Origin of the sequence: Prauserella shujinwangii (genome assembly GCF_003001955.1) — a bacterium.
GTDB lineage: Bacteria > Actinomycetota > Actinomycetes > Mycobacteriales > Pseudonocardiaceae > Qaidamihabitans > Qaidamihabitans shujinwangii.
The window spans coordinates 239,827-260,185 of sequence record NZ_PVNH01000008.1 but is presented as its reverse complement, the minus strand read 5'-3'; the positions used below and the strand labels follow the sequence as shown (position 1 = coordinate 260,185).

Below are 20,359 nucleotides of genomic sequence, written 5' to 3'. Positions count from 1 at the left end.
CAGGGACGAAGGCCTTCGGAAGAACCGGCTCGGGCGGGAGCGTGTGATGGTCGGCTGGACGTTGCGGCTGCTGGTGGCTCTGGGACTGCTCGGCTCCGCGTGGGTGCACCTGGTCGTGTGGCTCGACTGGGCCAGGTACACCGACGTGGTGGGCCCGCTGTTCCTGGTCAACGTGGGTGCGGGCGTGGTGCTCGCGGTCGCCGTGCTGGCGTGGCACCACTGGCTGCCCGCGCTGGGCGCCATCGGCTTCGGCGTGGCCACCCTCGCCGCGTACGTGCTGTCCCTCACCGTCGGCTTCTTCGGCGTGCAGGAGCAGTTCCGCACGCAGGCCGAGCTGTGGGGCGTGATCACCGAGGGCGCCTGCGTGGTGTTCGGGATCGCGCTGCTCGCCGTCCAGCGGGGCCGGGTCCGCGACGGCGTGGCCAGGGAGGGCAGCCGGGCGTGAACGAGGCGGCCGAGTCGCGGTTGATGCGCGCGCTCCACGACGAGCACGCCGCCGCGCTGTGGTCGTACGCGCTGCGCCTCACCGGAGGCGAGCGGACCAGGGCAGAGGACATCGTGCAGGAGACGTTGCTGCGGGCGTGGCGCCATCCGGGTGTCCTCGACCAGTCCCAGCGTTCGGCCCGCGCGTGGTTGTTCACGGTGGCCCGGCGGATCGCGATCGACGGCTGGCGCTCCGCCGCGGCCAGGGCGGAGGTGCCGACCGAGGCGCCGCCCGAACTGGCGGTACCGGACGGCACCGAGCGCGCGCTGCAGGGCTGGCTCGTGTCGGAGGCGCTCGCGGAGCTGTCGGCCCGGCACCGGGAGGTGCTGGCGCTGTGCTACTTCCGCGGGATGTCGGTCGCCGACGCCGCCCTGCACCTCGGGATCGCCGAGGGAACCGTCAAGTCCCGCACGCACTACGCCCTGCGCGCGCTGCGCATGGCACTGGAGGAGAAGGGGGTGACCCGATGAGCAGGCTCGCCGGAGCGGACCCCGACCCCTTCGTGACCTTCGACGCGGCCTATGTCCTGGGCGCCCTGTCCCCGGAGGACCAGGCGGCGTTCGAGCAGCACCTCCGGGACTGCGACGCGTGCGCGCGCTCGGTCCGCGAGCTGGCCGGGATGCCCGGGCTGCTCGCCCAGGCCGACCCCGTGCCCGAGGAGCGACCGTCCCCGGAACTGCTGCCCGCGCTGCTCGGCCGCGTCCGGCGGGAGCGGCGCCGGCGCCGGATCGCGGGCGGCGCGGCCGTGGCCGCCGCGGCGGCCGCGTGCCTGGCGCTCGTGCTCGCGCTGGTCCTGCCCGCCCGCGGCGAGCCGGGCGAGGCCACGGCGATGACGCCGCTCGGGGCGTACCCGGTGCAGGCCAGCGCGAGCGTCAGCGAGGCGTCGTGGGGCACGCAGGTGTGGATGTCGTGCAGCTACGACGGCGGCCGTGGGGGTGACTATGTCCTGGTCGCCGTCCGGCGGGACGGGCGGACCGACGAACTGGCGTCGTGGCACGCCCTGCCCGACGGCACGGCCGAGATGACGGTGGGCTCCCCGCTGCGCCCCGGCGACATCCAGTCGCTGGAGATCCGCGTGCCGGACGGGCCGACCGTGCTCCGGCTGCCCGTGTCGGGCTGAGCGGCGGTCCGGTCTCCCCGCCGTCCCGTGCGTCTGTCTGGGGTGGCCCGTTCCGGACGTCGCCTGTCTGGGGTGGCCCGTTCCGGAGACCGCCTGTCCGGAGTGGCTCGTTCCGGGCGACCCGGAGCGGGCGCACCCGGGCCGCCGCGCTCCCGTCCGGGTGAAATCCCTGGCCCACGGCAGCGAGCGGAGCTCTCGCTCCGGTTCGCTCTTGCCGCGCGTTCCGGCGAGGCCGGAGGCTGGAGGGGTGTACAGGGAACTCGTGTTCGCCGTGGCCGGTGCCGGTGTCGGCTGGGCAGGCGGCCAGGTGCTTGCCCGTGCCCGGCGCCCCGCCGCCGTGCCCGGCCGGTGGTGCGCGGCCGGCACCGCCGTGCTGTGGGCGGCGGTGGCCGCGCGGTGGTCGGCGGGTGGCTGGCCCGGATGGTGGCTGCCCGTGCCACTCGTCGTCACCGGGCTGACCGTCCCGCTGGCCCTGGCGGATCTCGCCCACCGGCGGCTGCCCGACGCACTGACCCTGCCCGCGTACCCCCTCGCGGGCGCGGCGGTGGGCGTCGCCGCGGTGGCCGGGCCCGGCGGCACCCTGGCCGGGAGAGCGGCGCTCGCGGCCCTGGTGTTCGCCGGCGCACACGTCCTCGTGCACATGGTCGCGCCGCACGCGCTCGGCGCGGGCGACGTCAAGCTGTCGGGCAGCCTCGGCGGCGTGCTCGGCGCGACCGGCTGGCCGGCCCTCGTGGTCGCCGCCTTCCTGGCGGCGGTGACCACGCTGGGTCTGGCCGGCGCGGCGGCCCTGCTCCGGCGGCGCCGGTGGCGCGGCGGGGTGCCGCACGGGCCGGGGCTGCTGGCGGCGGCGTGCCTGCTGACGGCCTTCCCCGGCGGTGGCATCGAACCGGGTCCGGAGGTGCACCTGGGTAGCTGAAGCACGGTCCGGGCCACGTGACAGGATCGTGGCGTGTTGCGCTGGATTACCGCAGGTGAATCACACGGACCCGCCCTGGCCGCCGTGCTCGAGGGCATGGTGGCCGGGGTGGGGATCACCACGTCCGACGTGAGCGAGCAGCTCGCCCGCAGGCGGCTCGGCTTCGGCCGGAGTCCCCGGATGGGGTTCGAGACCGACCGCGTCGAGTTCGTCGGCGGTGTCCGTCACGGCCGCACCCAGGGCGGGCCCATCGCGGTGCAGATCGAGAACTCCGAGTGGCCCAAGTGGGAGAAGGTCATGGCGGCCGATCCGGTCGACGCGGCCGAGCTGGAGGGGCTCGCCCGCAACGAGCCGCTGACCCGGCCCCGGCCCGGCCACGCCGACCTGCCCGGCATGCAGAAGTACGGGTTCGACGAGGCGCGTCCGGTGCTCGAGCGGGCCAGTGCACGCGAGACCGCGTCGCGGACGGCGCTCGGCACCGTCGCGCGGGCGTACCTCCGCCAGCTGCTGGGCGCCGAGGTGATCAGCCACGTCGTGTCGATCGGCGGGGCGCAGGCACCCGAGGGGCCGCTGCCGGAGCCCGGAGACCTGGCCGCGATCGACGAGAGCCCGGTGCGGGCGTTCGGCGACGAGGCGACGGAGGTGATGGTCGCCGAGGTCGACGCCGTGCGGAAGGCGGGGGACACCGTCGGCGGGGTCATCGAGGTGATCGTCTACGGGCTGCCACCCGGGCTCGGCTCGCACGTGCACTGGGACCGCAGGCTCGACGCGCGCCTCGCCGGCGCCCTGATGGGCGTGCAGGCGATGAAGGGGGTGGAGGTCGGCGACGGCTTCACCACCGCGCGCCGGTGGGGCAGCCAGGCGCACGACGAGATCGACCCCGGCACCGGGCCGAAAGGCGTCACCCGGCGGTCGAACCGGGCGGGTGGCCTGGAGGGCGGGATCACCAACGGCGAGCCGCTGCGGGTCCGCGTCGCCATGAAGCCGATCTCGACGGTGCCCCGCGCCCTGTCCACAGTAGACGTGGCGACGGGTGAGCCCGCCGTGGCCATCCACCAGCGCTCGGACGTCTGCGCCGTGCCGAGGGCCGGGGTGGTGCTGGAGTCCGTCGTCGCCCTCGTGCTCGCCGACGCGGCGCTGGAGAAGTTCGGCGGCGACTCGCTGGCCGAGAGCAAGCACAACGCCGAGGGATACCTGCGAGCGCTGGAGGAACGCTGGTGACACCGCGGGTCGTCGTGGTGGGACCGCCCGGGTCGGGCAAGACCACGGTCGGCAGGCTGCTGGCCGGCCGGCTCGGGGTCCGGTTCCGCGACACCGACGCCGACGTGGTCGCGCACACCGGCCGGGAGATCGCCGACATCTTCGCGACCGACGGCGAGCCCGCCTTCCGCGCGATCGAGGAGGAGCGGGTCGCGGTGGCGCTGGCCGAGCACGACGGCGTCCTCGCGCTGGGCGGGGGTTCGGTGCTGTCGCCTGCCACGCGGAAGCTGCTGACCGCGCACACCGTGGCCTTCCTCAACGTCGGGCTGAGCGAGGGAATCCGCCGCACCGGGCTGTCGTCGGCCCGGCCGCTGCTGGCCGGGGTGAACCCGAGGGCGACGTACAAGGCGCTGCTGGACGCGCGGCTGCCCGTGTACCGGGAGGTCGCCACCGCCGAGTTCGGCACCGACGGCAGGGGGCCGGATGCGGTGGCGGGCGAGATCGCCGCCTGGCTGGGCACGGGCCCGCCCGGCGCTGAATAGTCCTTTGTGGAGTAACGTGGCCGTCCCGGGTGCCGCCGGGAGACAACGCTGAGGAGCACGATGACCGAGCCGGTCCGCATCGAGGTGAAGACCGCGCGGCCGTACGAGGTCCTGGTGGGCCGCGGCCTGCTGGGCGAGCTGACCGAGGTGGTGCGGGACGCCTCGACGATCGCGGTGTTCCACCCGCCGACGCTCACCACCACGGCCGAGGCGGTCCGCGCGGAGCTCGCGGAGGCCGGGCTGGACGCGCACCGCGTCGAGATCCCCGACGCCGAGGAGGGCAAGTCGTTCTCCGTGGCGGCGTTCTGCTGGGAGGTGCTCGGCCGGATGGGCCTGGACCGCCGCGGCGTCGTGGTCGGCCTCGGTGGCGGCGCCGTCACCGACCTCGCGGGCTTCGTCGCCGCCACGTGGATGCGTGGCGTGCGGCTGGTCAACGTGCCCACCACCCTGCTCGGCATGGTGGACGCCGCCGTCGGCGGCAAGACCGGCATCAACACCGAGGCGGGCAAGAACCTCGTCGGCGCCTTCCACGAGCCGGCCGCCGTGCTGGCCGACCTCGCGACGCTGGAGACCCTCCCGCCGAACGAGCTGGTCGCGGGCATGGCCGAGGTCGTCAAGGCCGGTTTCATCGCCGATCCGCGGATCCTCGAGCTGATCGAGGCCGATCCCGCCGCCGCGCTCGACACCACGGGGGAGGTCCTGGCGGAGCTGGTCCGCCGCTCGATCCAGGTGAAGGCCGACGTGGTCGCCGCCGACCTGCGCGAGTCCGACCTGCGGGAGATCCTCAACTACGGGCACACGCTCGGGCACGCCATCGAGCGCCGCGAGCGCTACCGCTGGCGGCACGGCGCGGCGGTGAGCGTGGGGCTGGTGTTCGCCGCCGAACTCGCCCGGCTGGCCGGGCGGCTCGACGACGCCACGGCCGACCGGCACGGCACGGTGCTGCGGTCGCTGGGACTGCCGACCACGTACGACGCCGACGCGCTGCCGCAACTGCTGGAGAACATGCGCCGCGACAAGAAGACCCGCTCCGGCACGCTGCGGTTCGTGGTGCTCGACGGGCTCGCCAGGCCCGGGAGGCTGGAGGGGCCCGACCCGTCGCTGCTGGCCGCCGCCTACTCGGCGGTGGCCGCGGAGGGCGACGGCGGGGCCCAGGGCGGAGGGATGTTGCTGTGAACGTGCTCGTCCTCAACGGCCCGAACCTCGGCCGGCTCGGCAAGCGCGAGCCCGGTGTGTACGGCTCCACCACCTACGACGACCTGGTGCGGCTCTGCCTGGACACCGGACGCGACCTCGGCCTGTCCGTGGAGGTGCGGCAGACCGACCACGAGGGCGAGCTCGTCGGATGGCTGCACGAGGCCGCCGACGCGGGCAGCGCCGTGGTGCTCAACGCGGGCGCGTGGACCCACTACTCGATCGCCGTGCGCGACGCGGCCGCCCAGCTCACCGCGCCGCTCATCGAACTGCACATCTCCAACGTGCACAAGCGGGAGTCGTTCCGGCACCACAGCGTGCTCTCCGACATCGCGACCGGCCTCGTCGTGGGGCTCGGCGTGGACGGCTACGCCCTCGCGCTCCGCTGGCTCGCCGGCCGCGCGGACTGATCCCGCCCCGGCGGGCGCCGTCCCGGTATCAGCCGGGGTCAGCCGGGTCACTGCCCGGACACGCCGTACCGGGCCCGCAGGACCGTGACCGCCGCCGTGTTCGCCACGACGAGCACCGCGAACACCACGGCGAGCACGGGCGCGCCCGCGGCGAACAGCGCGATCGTGGCGGCGCCGAACACCAGCGCCTTCACCGCCAGCACCCCGGCGGTGGGCAGCGGGAACCGGGCGCGGGGTGCCGCGAACAGTCCCCACACCGTCGCCGCGAGCGCGGGCGCGCCGGCTCCGGCGGCGATCCGGACGGCGACCGGGGCGCCGAGCGTGAACCCCCAGTAGGCGAGGGCGCCCAGCGCGGCGAGCTCCAGCAGGAACGCGAGGATGTCGTTCGCCCAGCGGGCGCCGGTCCCGGTCATGCGGTGTCCCGGACCATCGGGTGGGTGAACTCGGACCGGGACATCAGGACCCCTTCGACTCCGGCACACCCGGCCGGGCGCGCATCCGGCGGCGACGAACCGCGTGAGCCCGATCATGGCAGGATGCCACCTGTTCGGGTGACCTGATCCGTAAACTGGGCCGCGTTCCGGCCGGGTCGCGGCGCGATCTCCGGTCACTGGGGAGGGATGGAGGTCCGCCGTCAGCATGCTCGCCACCGCTCACCGGCGCCGCCTCGCCGCCGTGGTGCCGTCCCTGCTGCTGTGCGTGGCGCTCGTGGCCGGGTGCACGACGGCCGGGCTGCAGGCCGAGGGGGCCCAGCCGCCGCCGGGGCCCGGTGCCCCCGGCCCGGCCGGGGACGCGCCGCGGGGCGAGCCGGGCACGCTGGTCACCGGGGAGCCGCGGGCCAGCCGCGGTGTCGTCGCGGCGGGCGGCGCCGACGCGGTCTACAACTACGGCCCCACCGTCATGGCCGACGGCGGCCGGATCCGGATGTGGTGGTGCAGCCAGTACGGCAGCGCGCGGCCGCCCGGTGACGACATCCTCTACGCCACCGCCGCGGCGCCCGACGGCCCGTTCACCGGCGTGGGCGGAGGGGCGCCGACCGCCGTGCTGTCCGGCGAACCGGGCCGCTTCGACGGCGTGCACACCTGCGACCCGTCCGTGATCCGCGTCGACGGCACCTACTACATGTACTACACCGGGGCCAGGGGCGATCACGCCGTCGGCAATGCGATCGGGCTCGTGACCAGCACCGACGGCGTCCACTGGAGCCGGGTGACCGACGGCCCGATCGTCACCCCCGCCCGCGACACGCACCGCGCCAACGACTACGGCGCGGGCCAGCCCGCCGCCGTGTACCTCGACGGCTGGTTCTACCTCATGTTCACCGACACCACCGGCCGCGCGGCGGGCTGGAACGGGGCAGGCCAGTTCCTGCTGCGGTCGAAGGACCCCGCGTTCGGCGCCGGGGTGCAGGCACTCGGCCCGGAGGGCTTCGTTCCCGTGCCCGGTACGGCGAGCCCGCGGGCGCACTCACTGGTCGACGCGTTCAGCGCGGACCTGATGTGGGTGGACGCGCTGGACGCCTTCGCGATCGCCCACCAGACCGCCGACGGCACGTCGGTGACGTTCTGGAACCGGGACTTCTCGGCCACCCCGTACCACCCCGTCGTCATCCCGAGCGAGTGGGAGGAGGGCCCGGGGCTGGTGCGCAGGCCGGAGGGACACGCGCCGGTGGACCCGCGCGAACCGTGCGGCCGGGTGCCGCTCGACGTGTTCCACGCGACCGTGATCGGGGAGGCGGAGGCGCCCACCGGGCTGCGGCACTTCGGCGTGGACCTGACCGGTGTCGACGGGTGCGCGACGCCGGATCGGGCGGTGGCCGTGCTCGACGGGTTCGCCGTGCCCTCGCCGGTGCGCACGATGGACGTGGTCGTGGACGGCAGGCTGCTCCGGGTGGACCGCCGGTCGGTCGCCCTCGAACTCGCCGACCACGTGCTCGCCGAGCGGCTTGCCGTGCTCGACCGGGTGCCGGTGGCCGCCCGGCTGGCGCCCGGAGCCCGCGCGGTGCGCGCGCCGGGCGAGGGCACCGGATTCGTCCTCGACGGGACCTTGTGGCCGGTCACGAGCGCGGCGGCGGTGGGGCGCAACGAGTCCACCCCCGAGCCGGTGAGCGGGCAGGAGTGGCGGAACTACCCGGCAGGGCCGACCCTGGGCCCGCGTTCCTGAGCGTCCTCCGCGGACGGCTCGCTCCCGCGCGGGGTGCCGATCCGGCCGCCGACCGCGAGCCCGAGACCGGCGGGGACCAGCACGAGCAGCGCCGTGAACGCCGCGCCCCCGGTGAGTGCCGCGCCCAGGGCGCTGACGCCGGTCTGGTCGACGAACATGCCGCGGCCGACCACGCTCAGCACGCCCGCCACCGGCCCGGCCACGAGCGCGGCGATGAACCAGGTGCGGCCCGCGTCGGCGAGCCGCGACCAGCCGTCGAGCGCGCCCCACAGCGCGGCGACACCCACCAGCATCGCCAGCAGCACGGCCTCGGTGACGGACGAGTCCGTGGGGTGGACGACCGCGATCTTCGCCCGCGCGACGACGGCCGCGGCGTGCAGCAGGGCCAGGACGAGCGCGCGCAGAACCCAGGACGGCATCGGTCCACTGTAACCGGCGCGGGGCCGGAACCCGCCCCCGCCGCGACGGCCTAGGGTGGAGGCCGTGCCAGAACTCCACGCCGGCCGCCGCGCGGCGCTCCGGGACCTGCTCGGCGCCGAGGACCTCGACGCGCTGCTCGTCACCGACCTGCTCAACATCCGCTACCTGACCGGGTTCACCGGGTCCAACGCGGCGCTGCTGCTGCACGCCGACGGCGACGACCGCACCGTCTTCTGCACCGACGGCCGCTACACCACGCAGGCGGCCGCCGAGGTGCCGGACCTGGAGCGGGTGCTCGACCGGGCGAGCGCCCCGGCGCTGGTGCGGCTGGCCGCCGCGCATCCCCGGCGGTTCGGCCGGACGGGGTTCGAGAGCCAGCACGTCAGCGTCGAACGGTTCGCCGAGCTGGACGGCATCGCCGAGGGGGTCGAGCTGCGGCGGGCGCCGGGGCTGACCGAGCGGCTCCGGCTGGTCAAGGACGACACCGAGGTCGCCGCCCTGCGCGCCGCCTGCGCGGCCGCCGACGCCGCGCTGACCGATCTGATCGAGCACGGTGGCCTGCGCCCGGGCCGCACCGAGCGGGAGGTCGCCAGGGAGCTGGAGAACCGCATGCTCGACCACGGCGCCGAGGGCGTGGCGTTCCCCTCGATCGTCGCGGCGGGCGCGAACTCCGCCATCCCGCACCACCGGCCCGACGGCACGACGCTCACCACGGGCGACTTCGTGAAGCTGGACTTCGGCGCCGTCGTGGGCGGCTACCACTCGGACATGACCCGCACCCTCGTCCTCGGCTCGCCCGCGGCCTGGCAGCAGGAGCTCTACGACCTGGTGCTCCAGGCCCAGGAGCAGGGCAGGGCGGCGCTGCGGCCCGGCGCCGAGGCCGCCGCCGTCGACGGCGCGGCCCGCCGGGTGATCGAGCAGGCCGGGCGCGGGGAGGAGTTCCCGCACGGCCTCGGTCACGGCGTGGGGCTCGAGGTGCACGAGGCACCGAGTCTGGCCACGACGGGCGCCGGTACACTGTCCGCCGGTATGGCGGTCACCGTCGAGCCAGGCGTCTACCTCGCCGGCCGCGGTGGCGTGCGCATCGAGGACACGCTCGTCGTGCGGGAAGGCACTCCCGAGCTCCTCACTCTGAGCCCGAAGGAACTCGTGGTCGTCTAGGCGGCCCACCCGGAACACGTACAGGAGAGCACCACCCGTGGCCACCACCAACGACCTGAAGAACGGCATGGTCCTCAACCTGGACGGCCAGCTCTGGTCCGTCGTGAACTTCCAGCACGTCAAGCCCGGCAAGGGCGGTGCCTTCGTGCGCACCACGCTCAAGCACGTGCTGTCCGGCAAGGTGGTGGACAAGACCTTCAACGCAGGCACCAAGGTCGACACCGCCACCGTGGACCGGCGTGACATGACCTACCTCTACAACGACGGCACCGACTTCGTCTTCATGGACGGCGAGACGTTCGACCAGATCAGCATCCCGCGCGAGATGGTCGGCGACGCCGCGGGCTTCCTGCTGGAGAACACGCCCGTCCAGGTCGCGGTGCACGAGGGCAACCCGCTCTACGTCGAGCTGCCGACGACGGTCGAGCTGGTCATCGAGCACACCGACCCGGGCCTGCAGGGCGACCGGTCCACGGGTGGCACCAAGCCGGCGAAGCTCGAGCCCGGTGCGGAGATCCAGGTGCCGCTGTTCGTCAACACCGGCGACAAGGTCAAGGTCGACACGCGGGACGGCCGGTACCTCGGCCGCGTCTCCAGCTGAGCCGCCGGTGAGCCAGGAACCCATGCGCAGGCGCGGCGGCGCCACCGGCCGCCGCGCCTCCCGCCGGCGTGCCGTCGAGCTGCTGTACGAGGCGGCGCAGCGCGAGACCGACCCGGTGACGCTGCTCGCCGAGCGGGTCGGCGCCCCGGAGGTCGAGCCGGTCGGCGACTACACGGTCACGCTGGTCGAGGGGGTCGCCGCGCGGCGGGAGCGGATCGACGAGCTGCTGTCCGAACACGCGCAGGGCTGGTCGCTGAGCCGCATGCCGCCGGTGGACCTCGCGATCCTGCGGCTCGGGGTGTACGAGCTGCTGTGGGCCGCCGACGTGCCGGACCCGGTCGCGATCGACGAGGCGGTGGGCCTGGCGAAGGAGCTGTCGACCGACGACTCGCCCCGGTTCGTCAACGGCGTGCTCGGCCGGATCGGGAGCATCGCCGACCGGCTGCGCGCCGTGCTCTGACCCGGCGCGACCGCCCGCCGCGGCCGCCCGGGCCGGGGCCGGTCAGTCCTCCTTCGACGGCCGCGCCTCGGGCGGGAGCACACCCCAGTCGATGAGCTGCTCGGTCAGCTCACCCGGCGTCATGTCGTAGATGATGGCGAGCGAACGCAGGTCCTCGGTGCGGATCGAGAGCACCTTGCCGTTGTAGTCGCCACGCTGGCTCTGGATGGTCGCGGCGTACCGCGCGAGCGGCCCGACCTTCTCCGCGGGTAGCTGCTGCAGCCGCTCCAGGTTGATCACGATCTTGGTCGCCGGCTCCGCTCCGGACGGGACCCGGCCCTCGGGCAGCAGCTCGACCACCGGGACGCCGTAGAAGTCGGCGAGCTCGGCCAGCTTCTGCACGGTGACGGCGCGATCGCCGCGCTCGTACGACCCGACGACGACCGCCTTCCAGCGCCCGCCGGACTTCTGCTCGACTCCGTGCAGGGAGAGGCCCTGCTGCTGGCGGATCCCGCGGAGCTTCGCCCCGAGCGCCTTGGCGTAATCGCCCATGTGGTGGTTCTCCGTTTCCTCGCCCGTTCGGCCCGGATGACCGACAGGGGACTCCTGAGTCGAATACTCAGAGTAATGGTTACTCGTTGTCGTCACCAGGTCAAGCAGATCAGCGCTGGCAGCGGTTGTGGACATCGGCACACCACCCGGAAGGCGGAGCGGCGGCACCTGCTACTGTCTGTGTGATCGCCCAGCTGGTCCAGGCGATCGACATCCTTTAAGGACCCGTCCGGTGAGGCGGGGAAGGAGGTCCACCGTGGCGTCACGCTCGCGTGGCGCGGCGGATCCGGCCGCGGAGCGCGAGCTGCTCTCGGCCGGTGATGTCGCGCGCACGATCGCTCGAATGGCCCATCAGATCATCGAGAAGACCGCGCTCGGTGCCGGGCCGGACGCCCCGCCCGTGTTGCTGGGCATCCCCACCAGGGGGACCCCGCTCGCCGCCCGGCTGGGTGCCCGCATCAGCGAGTTCTCCGGCGCCGCCGTCCCGGCGGGCGCCCTCGACGTCACCCTCTACCGCGACGACCTCCGGCGCAGGCCCACCCGCCCGCTGGAGGAGACGCAGATGCCCGAGGACGGCATCGACGACCGCGTCGTGGTGCTGGTCGACGACGTGCTCTACTCCGGCCGCACCATCCGGGCGGCGCTCGACGCGCTGCGGGACCACGGCAGGCCGCGCGCGGTCCAACTGGCCGTCCTGGTCGACCGCGGGCACCGCGAGCTCCCGATCCGCGCCGACTACGTCGGCAAGAACGTGCCCACCTCGCGCACCGAGGACGTCTCGGTGCTGCTCGCGGAGACCGACGGCCGCGACGCGGTCCTGCTCCGCGAGACGGGACAGGAGCGGCGATGAGGCACCTGCTGACCACCGAGAACCTGGCGGCCGACACGGCGACGGCGGTCCTCGACACCGCCGACGAGCTCAAGCGCACGCTCCTCGGCCGGGAGGTCCGCAAGCTGCCGACGCTGCGCGGCCGCACCGTCATCACGATGTTCTACGAGAACTCCACCCGCACCAGGGTCTCGTTCGAGATCGCCGGCAAGTGGATGAGCGCCGACGTGGTCAACGTCTCGGCGGGTGGTTCGTCGGTGGGCAAGGGCGAATCGCTGCGTGACACGGCGCTCACCCTCTCGGCCGCGGGCGCCGACTGCGTCATCGTGCGGCATCCCGCCTCGGGTGCCGCGCACCGGCTCGCCGGGTGGCTCGCCGACACCGGCACCTGCGTGGTCAACGCGGGCGACGGCACCCACCAGCACCCCACGCAGGCTCTGCTCGACGCCGCGACCCTGCGGGAACGGCTCGGCGGGCTCGCCGGGAGACGGGTCGCGATCGTCGGGGACGTGCTGCACAGCCGGGTCGCCCGGTCCAACGTGTACCTGCTCGCCACGCTCGGCGCGGAGGTCGTGCTCGTCGCACCGCCCACCCTGCTGCCGCCCGGGGTGGAGCACTGGCCGGTCACCGTGTCCCACGAGCTGGACGCGGAACTGCCCGCCGTGGACGCGGTGATGATGCTGCGGGTGCAGGCCGAGCGCATGCACGGCGGGTTCTTCCCCTCCGCCAGGGAGTACTCGATCGCCTACGGCCTCGGCGAGGCCCGCCTGCGGCTGCTCCCCGAGCACGCGGTGGTGCTGCACCCGGGCCCGATGCTGCGCGGGATGGAGATCTCCTCCGTCGTGGCCGACGCGCCGAGGGCCGCGATCACCGAGCAGGTCCGCAACGGCGTGCACGTGCGGATGGCGGTGCTCTACCACCTGCTGGCCGGAGAAGGGGAACAGGCTTGAGCGAGATCCTGATCAAGGGCGCCCGCCGCTACGGCGAGGGCGACCCGGTGGACGTGCTGGTCGCCGACGGGGTGCTCGCGGAGATCGGCAGCCCGGCCGCACCCGAGGGCTGCGAGGTGCTGGACGCGGCCGGGCAGGTGCTGCTGCCCGGGTTCGTCGACCTGCACACGCACCTGCGGGAACCCGGCCGGGAGGACACCGAGACGGTGGAGACCGGTTCCGCCGCCGCCGCGCTCGGCGGGTACACGGCCGTGTTCGCCATGGCCAACACGGACCCGGTCGCCGACAACGCCGTGATCGTCGAGCACGTGTGGCGGCGGGGCCGCGAGATCGGCCTCGTCGACGTGCACCCGGTCGGCGCCGTCACGGTCGGCCTGCGCGGCGAGCGGCTGGCCGAGCTCGGCACCATGGCCAGGTCCGAGGCCGGGGTCCGGATGTTCTCCGACGACGGGCACTGCGTGGCGGACCCGCTGATCATGCGGCGCGCGCTCGAGTACTCGACGGCGCTCGGCGTCGTCGTCGCCCAGCATGCCGAGGAGCCCCGCCTGACGGTGGGCGCGCAGGCGCACGAGGGCGCGCGGGCGGCGCGGCTCGGGTACTCCGGCTGGCCCGCGTCCGCGGAGGAGTCGATCGTCGCCCGCGACTGCATCCTGGCCCGGCACGCCGGGGCGCGGCTGCACGTCTGCCACGTGTCGACGGCGGGCACGGTCGACGTGCTGAGCTGGGCGAAGGACCGGGGCACGCGCGTGTCGGCCGAGGTGACGCCGCACCACCTGCTGCTCACCGACGAGCGGCTGGCCACGTACGACCCGGTGAACAAGGTCAACCCGCCGCTGCGCGCGGAGGACGACGCCGAACGCCTGCGCCAGGCCCTCGCCGACGGTGTGGTCGACTGCGTCGCCACCGACCACGCGCCGCACGCCCCGCAGGACAAGGACTGCGAGTGGGCGGCGGCCCGGCCCGGAATGCTGGGACTGCAGACCGCGCTGTCCGTGGTGGCGCGCACGATGGTGCGGACCGGCCTGCTCGACTGGCGCGGCGTGGCCAGGGTGATGAGCGAGCGCCCCGCCGAGATCGCCGGCCTGCCCGACCAGGGCAGGCCACTGGCCGAGGGTGAGCCCGCGAACCTGGTGCTCGTCGACCCGGACGCCGAGTGGACGGTGCGCGGTCCGGAACTGGCGAGCATCGCCGCGAACACGCCGTACGAGGGCATGCGGCTGCCCGCCGTGGTGACCGCCACGCTGCTGCGCGGGCGGATCACCGCGCGCGAAGGGAAGATTGGATGATGGACAGGTTGCTGTTGACGCTGCTGGTCGCGGCGTTTTTCGCGCTGTGCCTGTACGGCATGTGGCGCGGCTGGCGGCGGCAGGCACGCGAGCAGAGCGTGCGGCTGCCGCCGTTCCCGGAGGTCCCGGCGGAACGCGGTGAGCCGGTGCTGCGGGCCGGCGGCGTGTACGTGGCCACCACCCGCGCCGGGCGCTGGCAGGAGCGGGTCGTGACGCGCGGCGTCGGCCTCCGCGGCCGCGCCACGCTGCGCCTGTTCCCGGACGGGGTCGAGGTCGATCGCGCCGGTGCGAACGGATTCTGGATTCCGCGGGAGTCCATCGTGGACATCGGGACCGCGAAGGGCATGGCGGGCAAGGTGATGGGCACCGACAGTCTGCTGGTGCTGACGTGGCGGCTCGGCGAGACCGAGCTGGACACCGGTTTCCGGGGCGACGATCTCGGTCGCTATCCGGAATGGATCGAACAGGTCAAGGGAGGTGCCCAGGTATGAGGCGCGGTACGGACACCCGGGCACCGGCGGCGCTGGTGCTCGAGGACGGGCGGATCTTCCGCGGCAATGCCTACGGCGCCGAGGGGCGGACGCTGGGCGAGGTGGTCTTCTGCACCGGCATGACCGGTTACCAGGAGACACTCACCGACCCGTCCTACCACCGGCAGATCGTGGTGCAGACGGCGCCGCAGATCGGCAACACCGGGTGGAACGACGAGGACGACGAGTCGAGCCGGATCTGGGTCTCCGGCTACGTGGTCCGCGACCCCGCGCGGGCGCCGTCCAACTGGCGGGCCACCCGTTCGCTGGACGACGCGCTGGCCGAGCAGGGCGTGGTGGGGATCTCCGGGGTGGACACCCGTGCGCTCACCCGGCACGTCCGCGAGCACGGCGCCATGCGGGCCGGGGTCTTCTCCGGCGGCGCGGTCGGCGCCGACGACGACATGGTGCGCGAGGTGCTGGCGAGCCCGCCCATGAAGGGCGCGGACCTGGCGGGTGAGGTGACCACGCCGCGGCCGTACGTCGTGCCCGCGGAGGGGGAGCGCCGCTTCCGCGTGGCCGCGCTCGACCTCGGGATCAAGACCAACACGCCGAGGGAGATGGCGCGCCGCGGCATCGAGCTGCACGTGCTGCCCGCGACCAGCGGCATCGACGACCTGCTCGCCGTCGAGCCCGACGGGTTCTTCCTCTCCAACGGGCCCGGCGACCCGGAGACGCAGACCCACGCGATCGAGCTGACGAAGCAGGTGCTCGGCAGGGAGCTGCCGCTGTTCGGGATCTGCTTCGGCAACCAGATCCTCGGCCGTGCGCTGGGGCTGGGCACGTACAAGATGCGCTACGGCCACCGCGGCATCAACATCCCGGTGCTGGACGCCGACACCGGCCGCGTCGCGATCACCGCGCAGAACCACGGCTTCGCGCTGGAGGGCGAGCCCGGGGCGCGGTTCTCCTCGCCGTTCGGCTCGGCGCGGGTGAGCCACTACTGCGCCAACGACGGCACGGTGGAGGGCATCCGGTGCGAGGACGTGCCCGCCTTCTCGGTGCAGTACCACCCCGAGGCCGCGGCGGGCCCGCACGACGCGGCGCCGCTGTTCGACCAGTTCTGCGAGATGATGGAGAAGAAGGCCCGGTAATGCCGAAGCGCACAGACATCGAGCACGTGCTCGTGATCGGTTCCGGTCCGATCGTGATCGGGCAGGCCGCCGAGTTCGACTACTCCGGCACCCAGGCCTGCCGGGTGCTGCGGTCCGAGGGCCTGCGGGTGAGCCTGGTGAACTCCAACCCGGCCACGATCATGACCGACCCGGAGTTCGCCGACTCGACCTACATCGAGCCGGTGACGCCGGAGTTCGTGGAGAAGGTCATCGCTGCCGAACGGCCGGACGCGCTGCTGGCGACGCTCGGCGGGCAGACGGCGCTCAACTGCGCCGTCGCCCTGCACGATCGTGGCGTGCTGGAGAAGTACGGCGTGGAGCTGATCGGCGCCGACATCGACGCCATCCAGCGGGGCGAGGACCGGCAGAAGTTCAAGGACATCGTGCGCACCGTGGGCGGCGACGTGCCGCGCAGCGCGGTGTGCCACTCGATGGCCGAGGTCCGCGAGACCGTCGAGAAGCTCGGCCTGCCCGTGGTGATCCGGCCGTCGTTCACGATGGGCGGCCTCGGCTCGGGCATGGTGCACACCGAGGACGAGCTGGAGCGGATGGCCTCGCTCGGGCTGGAGGAGAGCCCCGTCACCGAGGTCCTCATCGAGGAGAGCGTGCTCGGCTGGAAGGAGTACGAGCTCGAGCTCATGCGCGACCGGCACGACAACGTGGTGGTCGTGTGCTCGATCGAGAACGTCGACGCGATGGGCGTGCACACCGGCGACTCGGTGACCGTCGCCCCGGCCATGACCCTGACCGACCGCGAGTACCAGCGGATGCGGGACCTCGGCATCGCGGTGCTGCGGGCGGTCGGCGTCGACACGGGTGGCTGCAACATCCAGTTCGCGGTCAACCCGGCCGACGGGCGGATGGTCGTGATCGAGATGAACCCCAGGGTGTCCCGCTCGTCGGCGCTGGCCTCGAAGGCGACCGGGTTCCCGATCGCGAAGATCGCCGCGCGGCTGGCCATCGGGTACACGCTCGACGAGATCACCAACGACATCACCGGCGAGACGCCCGCGTCGTTCGAGCCGACGCTGGACTACGTCGTGGTGAAGATGCCGCGGTTCGCGTTCGAGAAGTTCCCCGGCGCCGACCCGGAGCTGACCACGACGATGAAGAGCGTCGGCGAGGCCATGTCGATCGGCCGCAGCTTCCCCGAGGCGCTCGGCAAGGTGATGCGCTCGATCGAGACGAAGGCCGTCGGGTTCTGGACGGTGCCCGACCCGGAGGAGGGCCCGGCCGCGACGCTCGAGGGAACGCTGGAGGAGCTGCGCACCCCGCGCGAGGGCAGGCTCTACGCGGTCGAGCGGGCGCTGCGGCTCGGCGCCACGGTGCGGCAGGTGCACGAGGCCAGCGGTATCGACCCGTGGTTCATCGACCAGATCGCGCTGATCGGCGAGGTGGGCGCGCAGGTCAGGGACGCGCCCGTGCTTGACGCCGACCTGCTGCGCAAGGCCAAGCGCACGGGGCTGTCCGACCGGCAGATCGCCGCGCTGCGGCCGGAGCTGGCGGGGGAGGACGGCGTGCGCGCGCTGCGGCACCGGCTCGGCGTCCGCCCCGTGTTCAAGACCGTCGACACGTGCGCCGCCGAGTTCGCGGCCCGGACGCCGTACCACTACTCGGCCTACGAGTCCGATCCCGGCGCGGAGTCGGAGGTGGAGCCGCAGCCGGACCGGCCGAAGGTGCTCATCCTCGGTTCCGGCCCGAACCGGATCGGCCAGGGCATCGAGTTCGACTACTCGTGCGTGCACGCGGCGCTCGCGCTGCGGGAGGCCGGATTCGAGGCCGTCATGGTCAACTGCAATCCGGAGACGGTCTCCACCGACTACGACACCTCCGACCGGCTCTACTTCGAGCCGCTGACGTTCGAGGACGTGCTGGAGGTCGTGCACGCCGAGCGCGAGTCGGGCACGGTCGCCGGCGTCATCGTGCAGCTGGGCGGGCAGACCCCGCTCGGGCTGGCGCAGCGGCTGTCGGACGCGGGCGTGCCGATCGTCGGCACCCCGCCGGAGGCCATCCACCTCGCCGAGGACCGCGGTGCCTTCGGCGACGTCCTGGTCGGCGCCGGGCTGCCCGCGCCGAAGTACGGCATGGCCACCTCGTTCGAGGGCGCCAAGCGGATCGCCGACGAGATCGGCTATCCGGTGCTCGTGCGGCCCTCCTACGTGCTCGGCGGCCGGGGCATGGAGATCGTGTACGACGAGCCCTCGCTGGAGGGCTACATCGCGCGGGCGACGGAGGTCACGCCGGAGCACCCGGTGCTGGTCGACCGGTTCCTCGACGACGCCATCGAGATCGACGTGGACGCGCTCTACGACGGTGAGCAGCTCTACCTCGGCGGCGTGATGGAGCACATCGAGGAGGCGGGCATCCACTCCGGTGACTCGGCGTGCGCGCTGCCGCCGATCACCCTCGGCCGCACGGACCTGGAGTCGGTGCGCCGCTCGACCGAGGCCATCGCGCGCGGTGTGGGTGTGCGCGGGCTGCTGAACGTGCAGTACGCGCTGAAGGACGACGTGCTCTACGTGCTGGAGGCGAACCCGAGGGCGTCGCGCACCGTGCCCTTCGTGTCCAAGGCGACGGCGGTGCCGCTGGCGAAGGCCGCCTCGCTCATCATGACCGGCTCGTCGATCGACGACCTGCGGGCGTGCGGCGTGCTGCCCCGCGAGGGCGACGGCGGCCACCTGCCGGTGGACGCGCCGGTGGCGGTGAAGGAGGCCGTGCTGCCGTTCCACCGCTTCCGCACCCCCGAGGGGCACGGCGTGGACTCGCTGCTCGGCCCGGAGATGAAGTCCACGGGCGAGGTCATGGGCGTCGACACGGCCTTCGGGACCGCGTTCGCCAAGTCGCAGGCGGGGGCGTACGGCTCGCTGCCGACGAGCGGCCGCGTGTTCGTCTCGGTCGCCAACCGGGACAAGCGCTCGCTGGTGTTCCCCGTCAAACGGCTGGCCGACCTCGGCTTCGAGGTGCTGGCCACGCCCGGCACGGCGGAGGTGCTGCGGCGCAACGGAATCGACTGCTCGGTGGTGCGCAAGCACTCCGAGCCGCCCGCGCCGGGCGAGGACTCGCCGAACATCGTCGAGATCATCCTCGACGGCGGCGTGGACATGGTGATCAACACCCCGTACGGCAACAGCGGGCCCCGCGTGGACGGCTACGAGATCCGCACGGCGGCCGTGTCGCGGGACATCCCGTGCGTCACGACGGTCCAGGGGGCCGCGGCCGCGGTGCACGGCATCGAGTCGCTGATCCGGGGTGACATCGGCGTCCGCTCGCTGCAGGACCTCCAGTCGGCCCTGCGAGCCACCCGGTGACCGCTGTGGTGACGGCGGGCAGTGAATGGCACATTCCCTGCGTTCAACGCACGCAATGTGCCATTCACTGCCCCCGCTTCGGGGGGTGCGGGGCGTGACCGGGCGGTTCGGGGCGCGGCTGGCGGCCGCCGTGGCGGAACGGGGGCCGCTGTGCGCCGGGGTCGACCCCCACCCCGGGCTGCTCCGCGCGTGGGACCTGCCCGCCGACGTGAGCGGGCTGGAGCGCTTCGCGCTGACCGCCACCGAGGCCGTCGCCGGGGACGTGGCGGTGCTGAAGCCGCAGTCGGCGTTCTTCGAGGCGTTCGGGTCGGCGGGCATCGCCGTCCTGGAACGCGTGATCGCCGCGGGCCGGGCGGCGGGCGCGCTCGTCCTGCTGGACGTCAAGCGCGGTGACATCGGCTCCACCATGGCCGCCTACGCGGCCGCGTACCTCACCGACGGTGCCCCGCTGGCGGCCGACGCGGTCACCGTGTCGCCGTACCTCGGATTCGGCTCGCTGGAGCCCGCGCTGACGGCGGCCCGCGACTCCGGCCGCGGCCTGTTCGTGCTCGCGCGAACCTCCAATCCCGACGGTGCCGAACTGCAGAATGCCGTGCCACCGCGGGGTGGCACCGTCGCGCAGTCCATTGTGGATGAGGCCGCGGCGTGCAACGCGGGCGCGCGGCCCTCGGGGGACGTCGGCGTCGTCGTGGGCGCCACCAACCGGCCCGGGGAGCTGGACCTGGGCTCGCTCAACGGTCCGATCCTGGCTCCCGGATTCGGTGCTCAGGGCGCGGGGCCCGCCGAACTCGCGCGCCTCTTCGGCGGGCCGGACGGCCCCCTGCGGCACGTGCTGCCCGCGTCCTCCCGGGAGATCCTGCGGCACGGGCCGGACGCGGCCGCGCTCCGGGCCGCCGTCCGCAAGGCACAGGACGCGCTCGCCAGCCTACCCCGCTAGCGCGCGACGGAACGCTCCCACCGAGGTCCACGCCCAAGTTGATCTTGCACTACGCTGACCGGCGTGGCGTAAGGCGGGGTTTCGGAAGCGAGACCCGGAAACCGGATTCACAGGAAGTGAGCCGAGAACCGGCGAGCGAATGTGAGTAGGGTCGTCTCTGGCCGCGCCACGGCGCCCAGCCGCGGCGCGACCGGGCCGTGCG

At 73.7% G+C, this 20,359-nt stretch carries 22 protein-coding genes; 19 read left to right on the top strand and 3 right to left on the bottom strand.

Annotated features, from left to right (window positions below):
• Positions 1 to 46: 46 nt before the first annotated feature.
• The 8 genes from B0I33_RS20320 (at position 47) to aroQ (ending at position 5,866) form a co-directional block, all read left to right on the top strand.
• The gene (locus tag B0I33_RS20320) at positions 47 to 445 is read left to right on the top strand and encodes a hypothetical protein (protein WP_106180407.1); all 399 of its coding nucleotides are present in this window, start codon (positions 47 to 49) and stop codon (positions 443 to 445) included.
• Positions 442 to 954, top strand: a complete 513-nt coding sequence (locus tag B0I33_RS20315; protein ID WP_106180406.1) for a sigma-70 family RNA polymerase sigma factor — start codon at positions 442 to 444, stop codon at positions 952 to 954. Before B0I33_RS20320 ends, B0I33_RS20315 begins: the two co-directional genes overlap by 4 nt.
• Entirely contained in the window at positions 951 to 1,604 is a 654-nt protein-coding gene (locus B0I33_RS20310; RefSeq protein ID WP_106180405.1) for an anti-sigma factor family protein, read from the top strand. Before B0I33_RS20315 ends, B0I33_RS20310 begins: the two co-directional genes overlap by 4 nt.
• A 247-nt stretch (positions 1,605 to 1,851) precedes the next feature.
• Positions 1,852 to 2,520, top strand: coding sequence for a prepilin peptidase (locus B0I33_RS20305; protein ID WP_106180404.1), 669 nt, complete (start codon positions 1,852 to 1,854; stop codon positions 2,518 to 2,520).
• 33 nt (positions 2,521 to 2,553) lie between these two features.
• Positions 2,554 to 3,741 carry a chorismate synthase gene (aroC, locus tag B0I33_RS20300; RefSeq protein ID WP_106180403.1) on the top strand — a complete coding sequence of 396 codons (1,188 nt, stop codon included), beginning with the start codon at positions 2,554 to 2,556 and terminating at the stop codon, positions 3,739 to 3,741.
• Positions 3,738 to 4,262 (top strand): shikimate kinase, encoded by a 525-nt coding sequence (locus B0I33_RS20295; RefSeq protein WP_181193378.1) that lies wholly within the window; start codon positions 3,738 to 3,740, stop codon positions 4,260 to 4,262. Before aroC ends, B0I33_RS20295 begins: the two co-directional genes overlap by 4 nt.
• A 60-nt stretch (positions 4,263 to 4,322) precedes the next feature.
• Positions 4,323 to 5,438: a 3-dehydroquinate synthase gene (gene aroB, locus B0I33_RS20290; RefSeq protein WP_106180401.1), complete on the top strand. Its 1,116-nt coding sequence runs from the start codon at positions 4,323 to 4,325 to the stop codon at positions 5,436 to 5,438.
• Positions 5,435 to 5,866 (top strand): type II 3-dehydroquinate dehydratase, encoded by a 432-nt coding sequence (aroQ, locus tag B0I33_RS20285; protein ID WP_106180400.1) that lies wholly within the window; start codon positions 5,435 to 5,437, stop codon positions 5,864 to 5,866. Before aroB ends, aroQ begins: the two co-directional genes overlap by 4 nt.
• Positions 5,867 to 5,913: 47 nt before the next feature.
• Here aroQ and B0I33_RS20280 read toward each other — a convergent pair whose 3' ends face one another.
• Positions 5,914 to 6,279 carry a YrdB family protein gene (locus B0I33_RS20280; protein ID WP_106180399.1) on the bottom strand — a complete coding sequence of 122 codons (366 nt, stop codon included), beginning with the start codon at positions 6,277 to 6,279 and terminating at the stop codon, positions 5,914 to 5,916.
• Between the two features lie 226 nt (positions 6,280 to 6,505).
• Here B0I33_RS20280 and B0I33_RS20275 point away from each other — a divergent pair, with 226 nt between their 5' ends.
• Positions 6,506 to 8,029: a glycoside hydrolase family protein gene (locus B0I33_RS20275; RefSeq protein WP_106180398.1), complete on the top strand. Its 1,524-nt coding sequence runs from the start codon at positions 6,506 to 6,508 to the stop codon at positions 8,027 to 8,029.
• Here B0I33_RS20275 and B0I33_RS20270 read toward each other — a convergent pair.
• The gene (locus B0I33_RS20270) at positions 7,993 to 8,448 is read right to left on the bottom strand and encodes a B-4DMT family transporter (RefSeq protein ID WP_106180397.1); all 456 of its coding nucleotides are present in this window, start codon (positions 8,446 to 8,448) and stop codon (positions 7,993 to 7,995) included. The genes B0I33_RS20275 and B0I33_RS20270 overlap by 37 nt on opposite strands.
• Positions 8,449 to 8,512: 64 nt before the next feature.
• Between B0I33_RS20270 and B0I33_RS20265 the strand changes: the two genes are divergently transcribed.
• From B0I33_RS20265 to nusB, 3 genes are read left to right on the top strand one after another with little or no spacing between them, the layout of a single operon-like run.
• Entirely contained in the window at positions 8,513 to 9,610 is a 1,098-nt protein-coding gene (locus tag B0I33_RS20265) for a M24 family metallopeptidase (protein ID WP_106180550.1), read from the top strand.
• Between the two features lie 37 nt (positions 9,611 to 9,647).
• Positions 9,648 to 10,211, top strand: coding sequence for an elongation factor P (gene efp, locus B0I33_RS20260; protein ID WP_106180396.1), 564 nt, complete (start codon positions 9,648 to 9,650; stop codon positions 10,209 to 10,211).
• A 22-nt stretch (positions 10,212 to 10,233) separates the two neighbouring features.
• Positions 10,234 to 10,671 carry a transcription antitermination factor NusB gene (nusB, locus tag B0I33_RS20255; protein ID WP_106180395.1) on the top strand — a complete coding sequence of 146 codons (438 nt, stop codon included), beginning with the start codon at positions 10,234 to 10,236 and terminating at the stop codon, positions 10,669 to 10,671.
• Positions 10,672 to 10,713: 42 nt separating this feature from the next.
• On the opposite strand, the gene bldD is transcribed toward nusB, so the two are convergent.
• Positions 10,714 to 11,202: a transcriptional regulator BldD gene (gene bldD / locus B0I33_RS20250; RefSeq protein WP_003096372.1), complete on the bottom strand. Its 489-nt coding sequence runs from the start codon at positions 11,200 to 11,202 to the stop codon at positions 10,714 to 10,716.
• Between the two features lie 256 nt (positions 11,203 to 11,458).
• On the opposite strand from bldD, the gene pyrR reads away from it, so the two are divergent.
• From pyrR to pyrF, 7 genes are all read left to right on the top strand, one after another.
• A complete protein-coding gene (gene pyrR / locus B0I33_RS20245; RefSeq protein ID WP_106180394.1) occupies positions 11,459 to 12,052 on the top strand; it encodes a bifunctional pyr operon transcriptional regulator/uracil phosphoribosyltransferase PyrR in 594 nt (197 codons plus the stop codon).
• On the top strand, positions 12,049 to 12,981 hold the full coding sequence (locus B0I33_RS20240) for an aspartate carbamoyltransferase catalytic subunit (protein WP_106180393.1): 933 nt from the start codon (positions 12,049 to 12,051) through the stop codon (positions 12,979 to 12,981). The genes pyrR and B0I33_RS20240 overlap by 4 nt, the downstream gene beginning before the upstream one ends.
• The gene (locus tag B0I33_RS20235; RefSeq protein ID WP_106180392.1) at positions 12,978 to 14,267 is read left to right on the top strand and encodes a dihydroorotase; all 1,290 of its coding nucleotides are present in this window, start codon (positions 12,978 to 12,980) and stop codon (positions 14,265 to 14,267) included. Before B0I33_RS20240 ends, B0I33_RS20235 begins: the two co-directional genes overlap by 4 nt.
• Positions 14,267 to 14,758, top strand: a complete 492-nt coding sequence (locus B0I33_RS20230) for a PH-like domain-containing protein (RefSeq protein WP_106180391.1) — start codon at positions 14,267 to 14,269, stop codon at positions 14,756 to 14,758. The genes B0I33_RS20235 and B0I33_RS20230 overlap by 1 nt, the downstream gene beginning before the upstream one ends.
• On the top strand, positions 14,755 to 15,891 hold the full coding sequence (gene carA, locus B0I33_RS20225; RefSeq protein WP_106180390.1) for a glutamine-hydrolyzing carbamoyl-phosphate synthase small subunit: 1,137 nt from the start codon (positions 14,755 to 14,757) through the stop codon (positions 15,889 to 15,891). The genes B0I33_RS20230 and carA overlap by 4 nt, the downstream gene beginning before the upstream one ends.
• Positions 15,891 to 19,220 (top strand): carbamoyl-phosphate synthase large subunit, encoded by a 3,330-nt coding sequence (gene carB / locus B0I33_RS20220; RefSeq protein WP_106180389.1) that lies wholly within the window; start codon positions 15,891 to 15,893, stop codon positions 19,218 to 19,220. Before carA ends, carB begins: the two co-directional genes overlap by 1 nt.
• A gap of 94 nt (positions 19,221 to 19,314) precedes the next feature.
• Entirely contained in the window at positions 19,315 to 20,157 is an 843-nt protein-coding gene (gene pyrF, locus B0I33_RS20215) for an orotidine-5'-phosphate decarboxylase (RefSeq protein ID WP_181193377.1), read from the top strand.
• Positions 20,158 to 20,359: the final 202 nt, after the last annotated feature.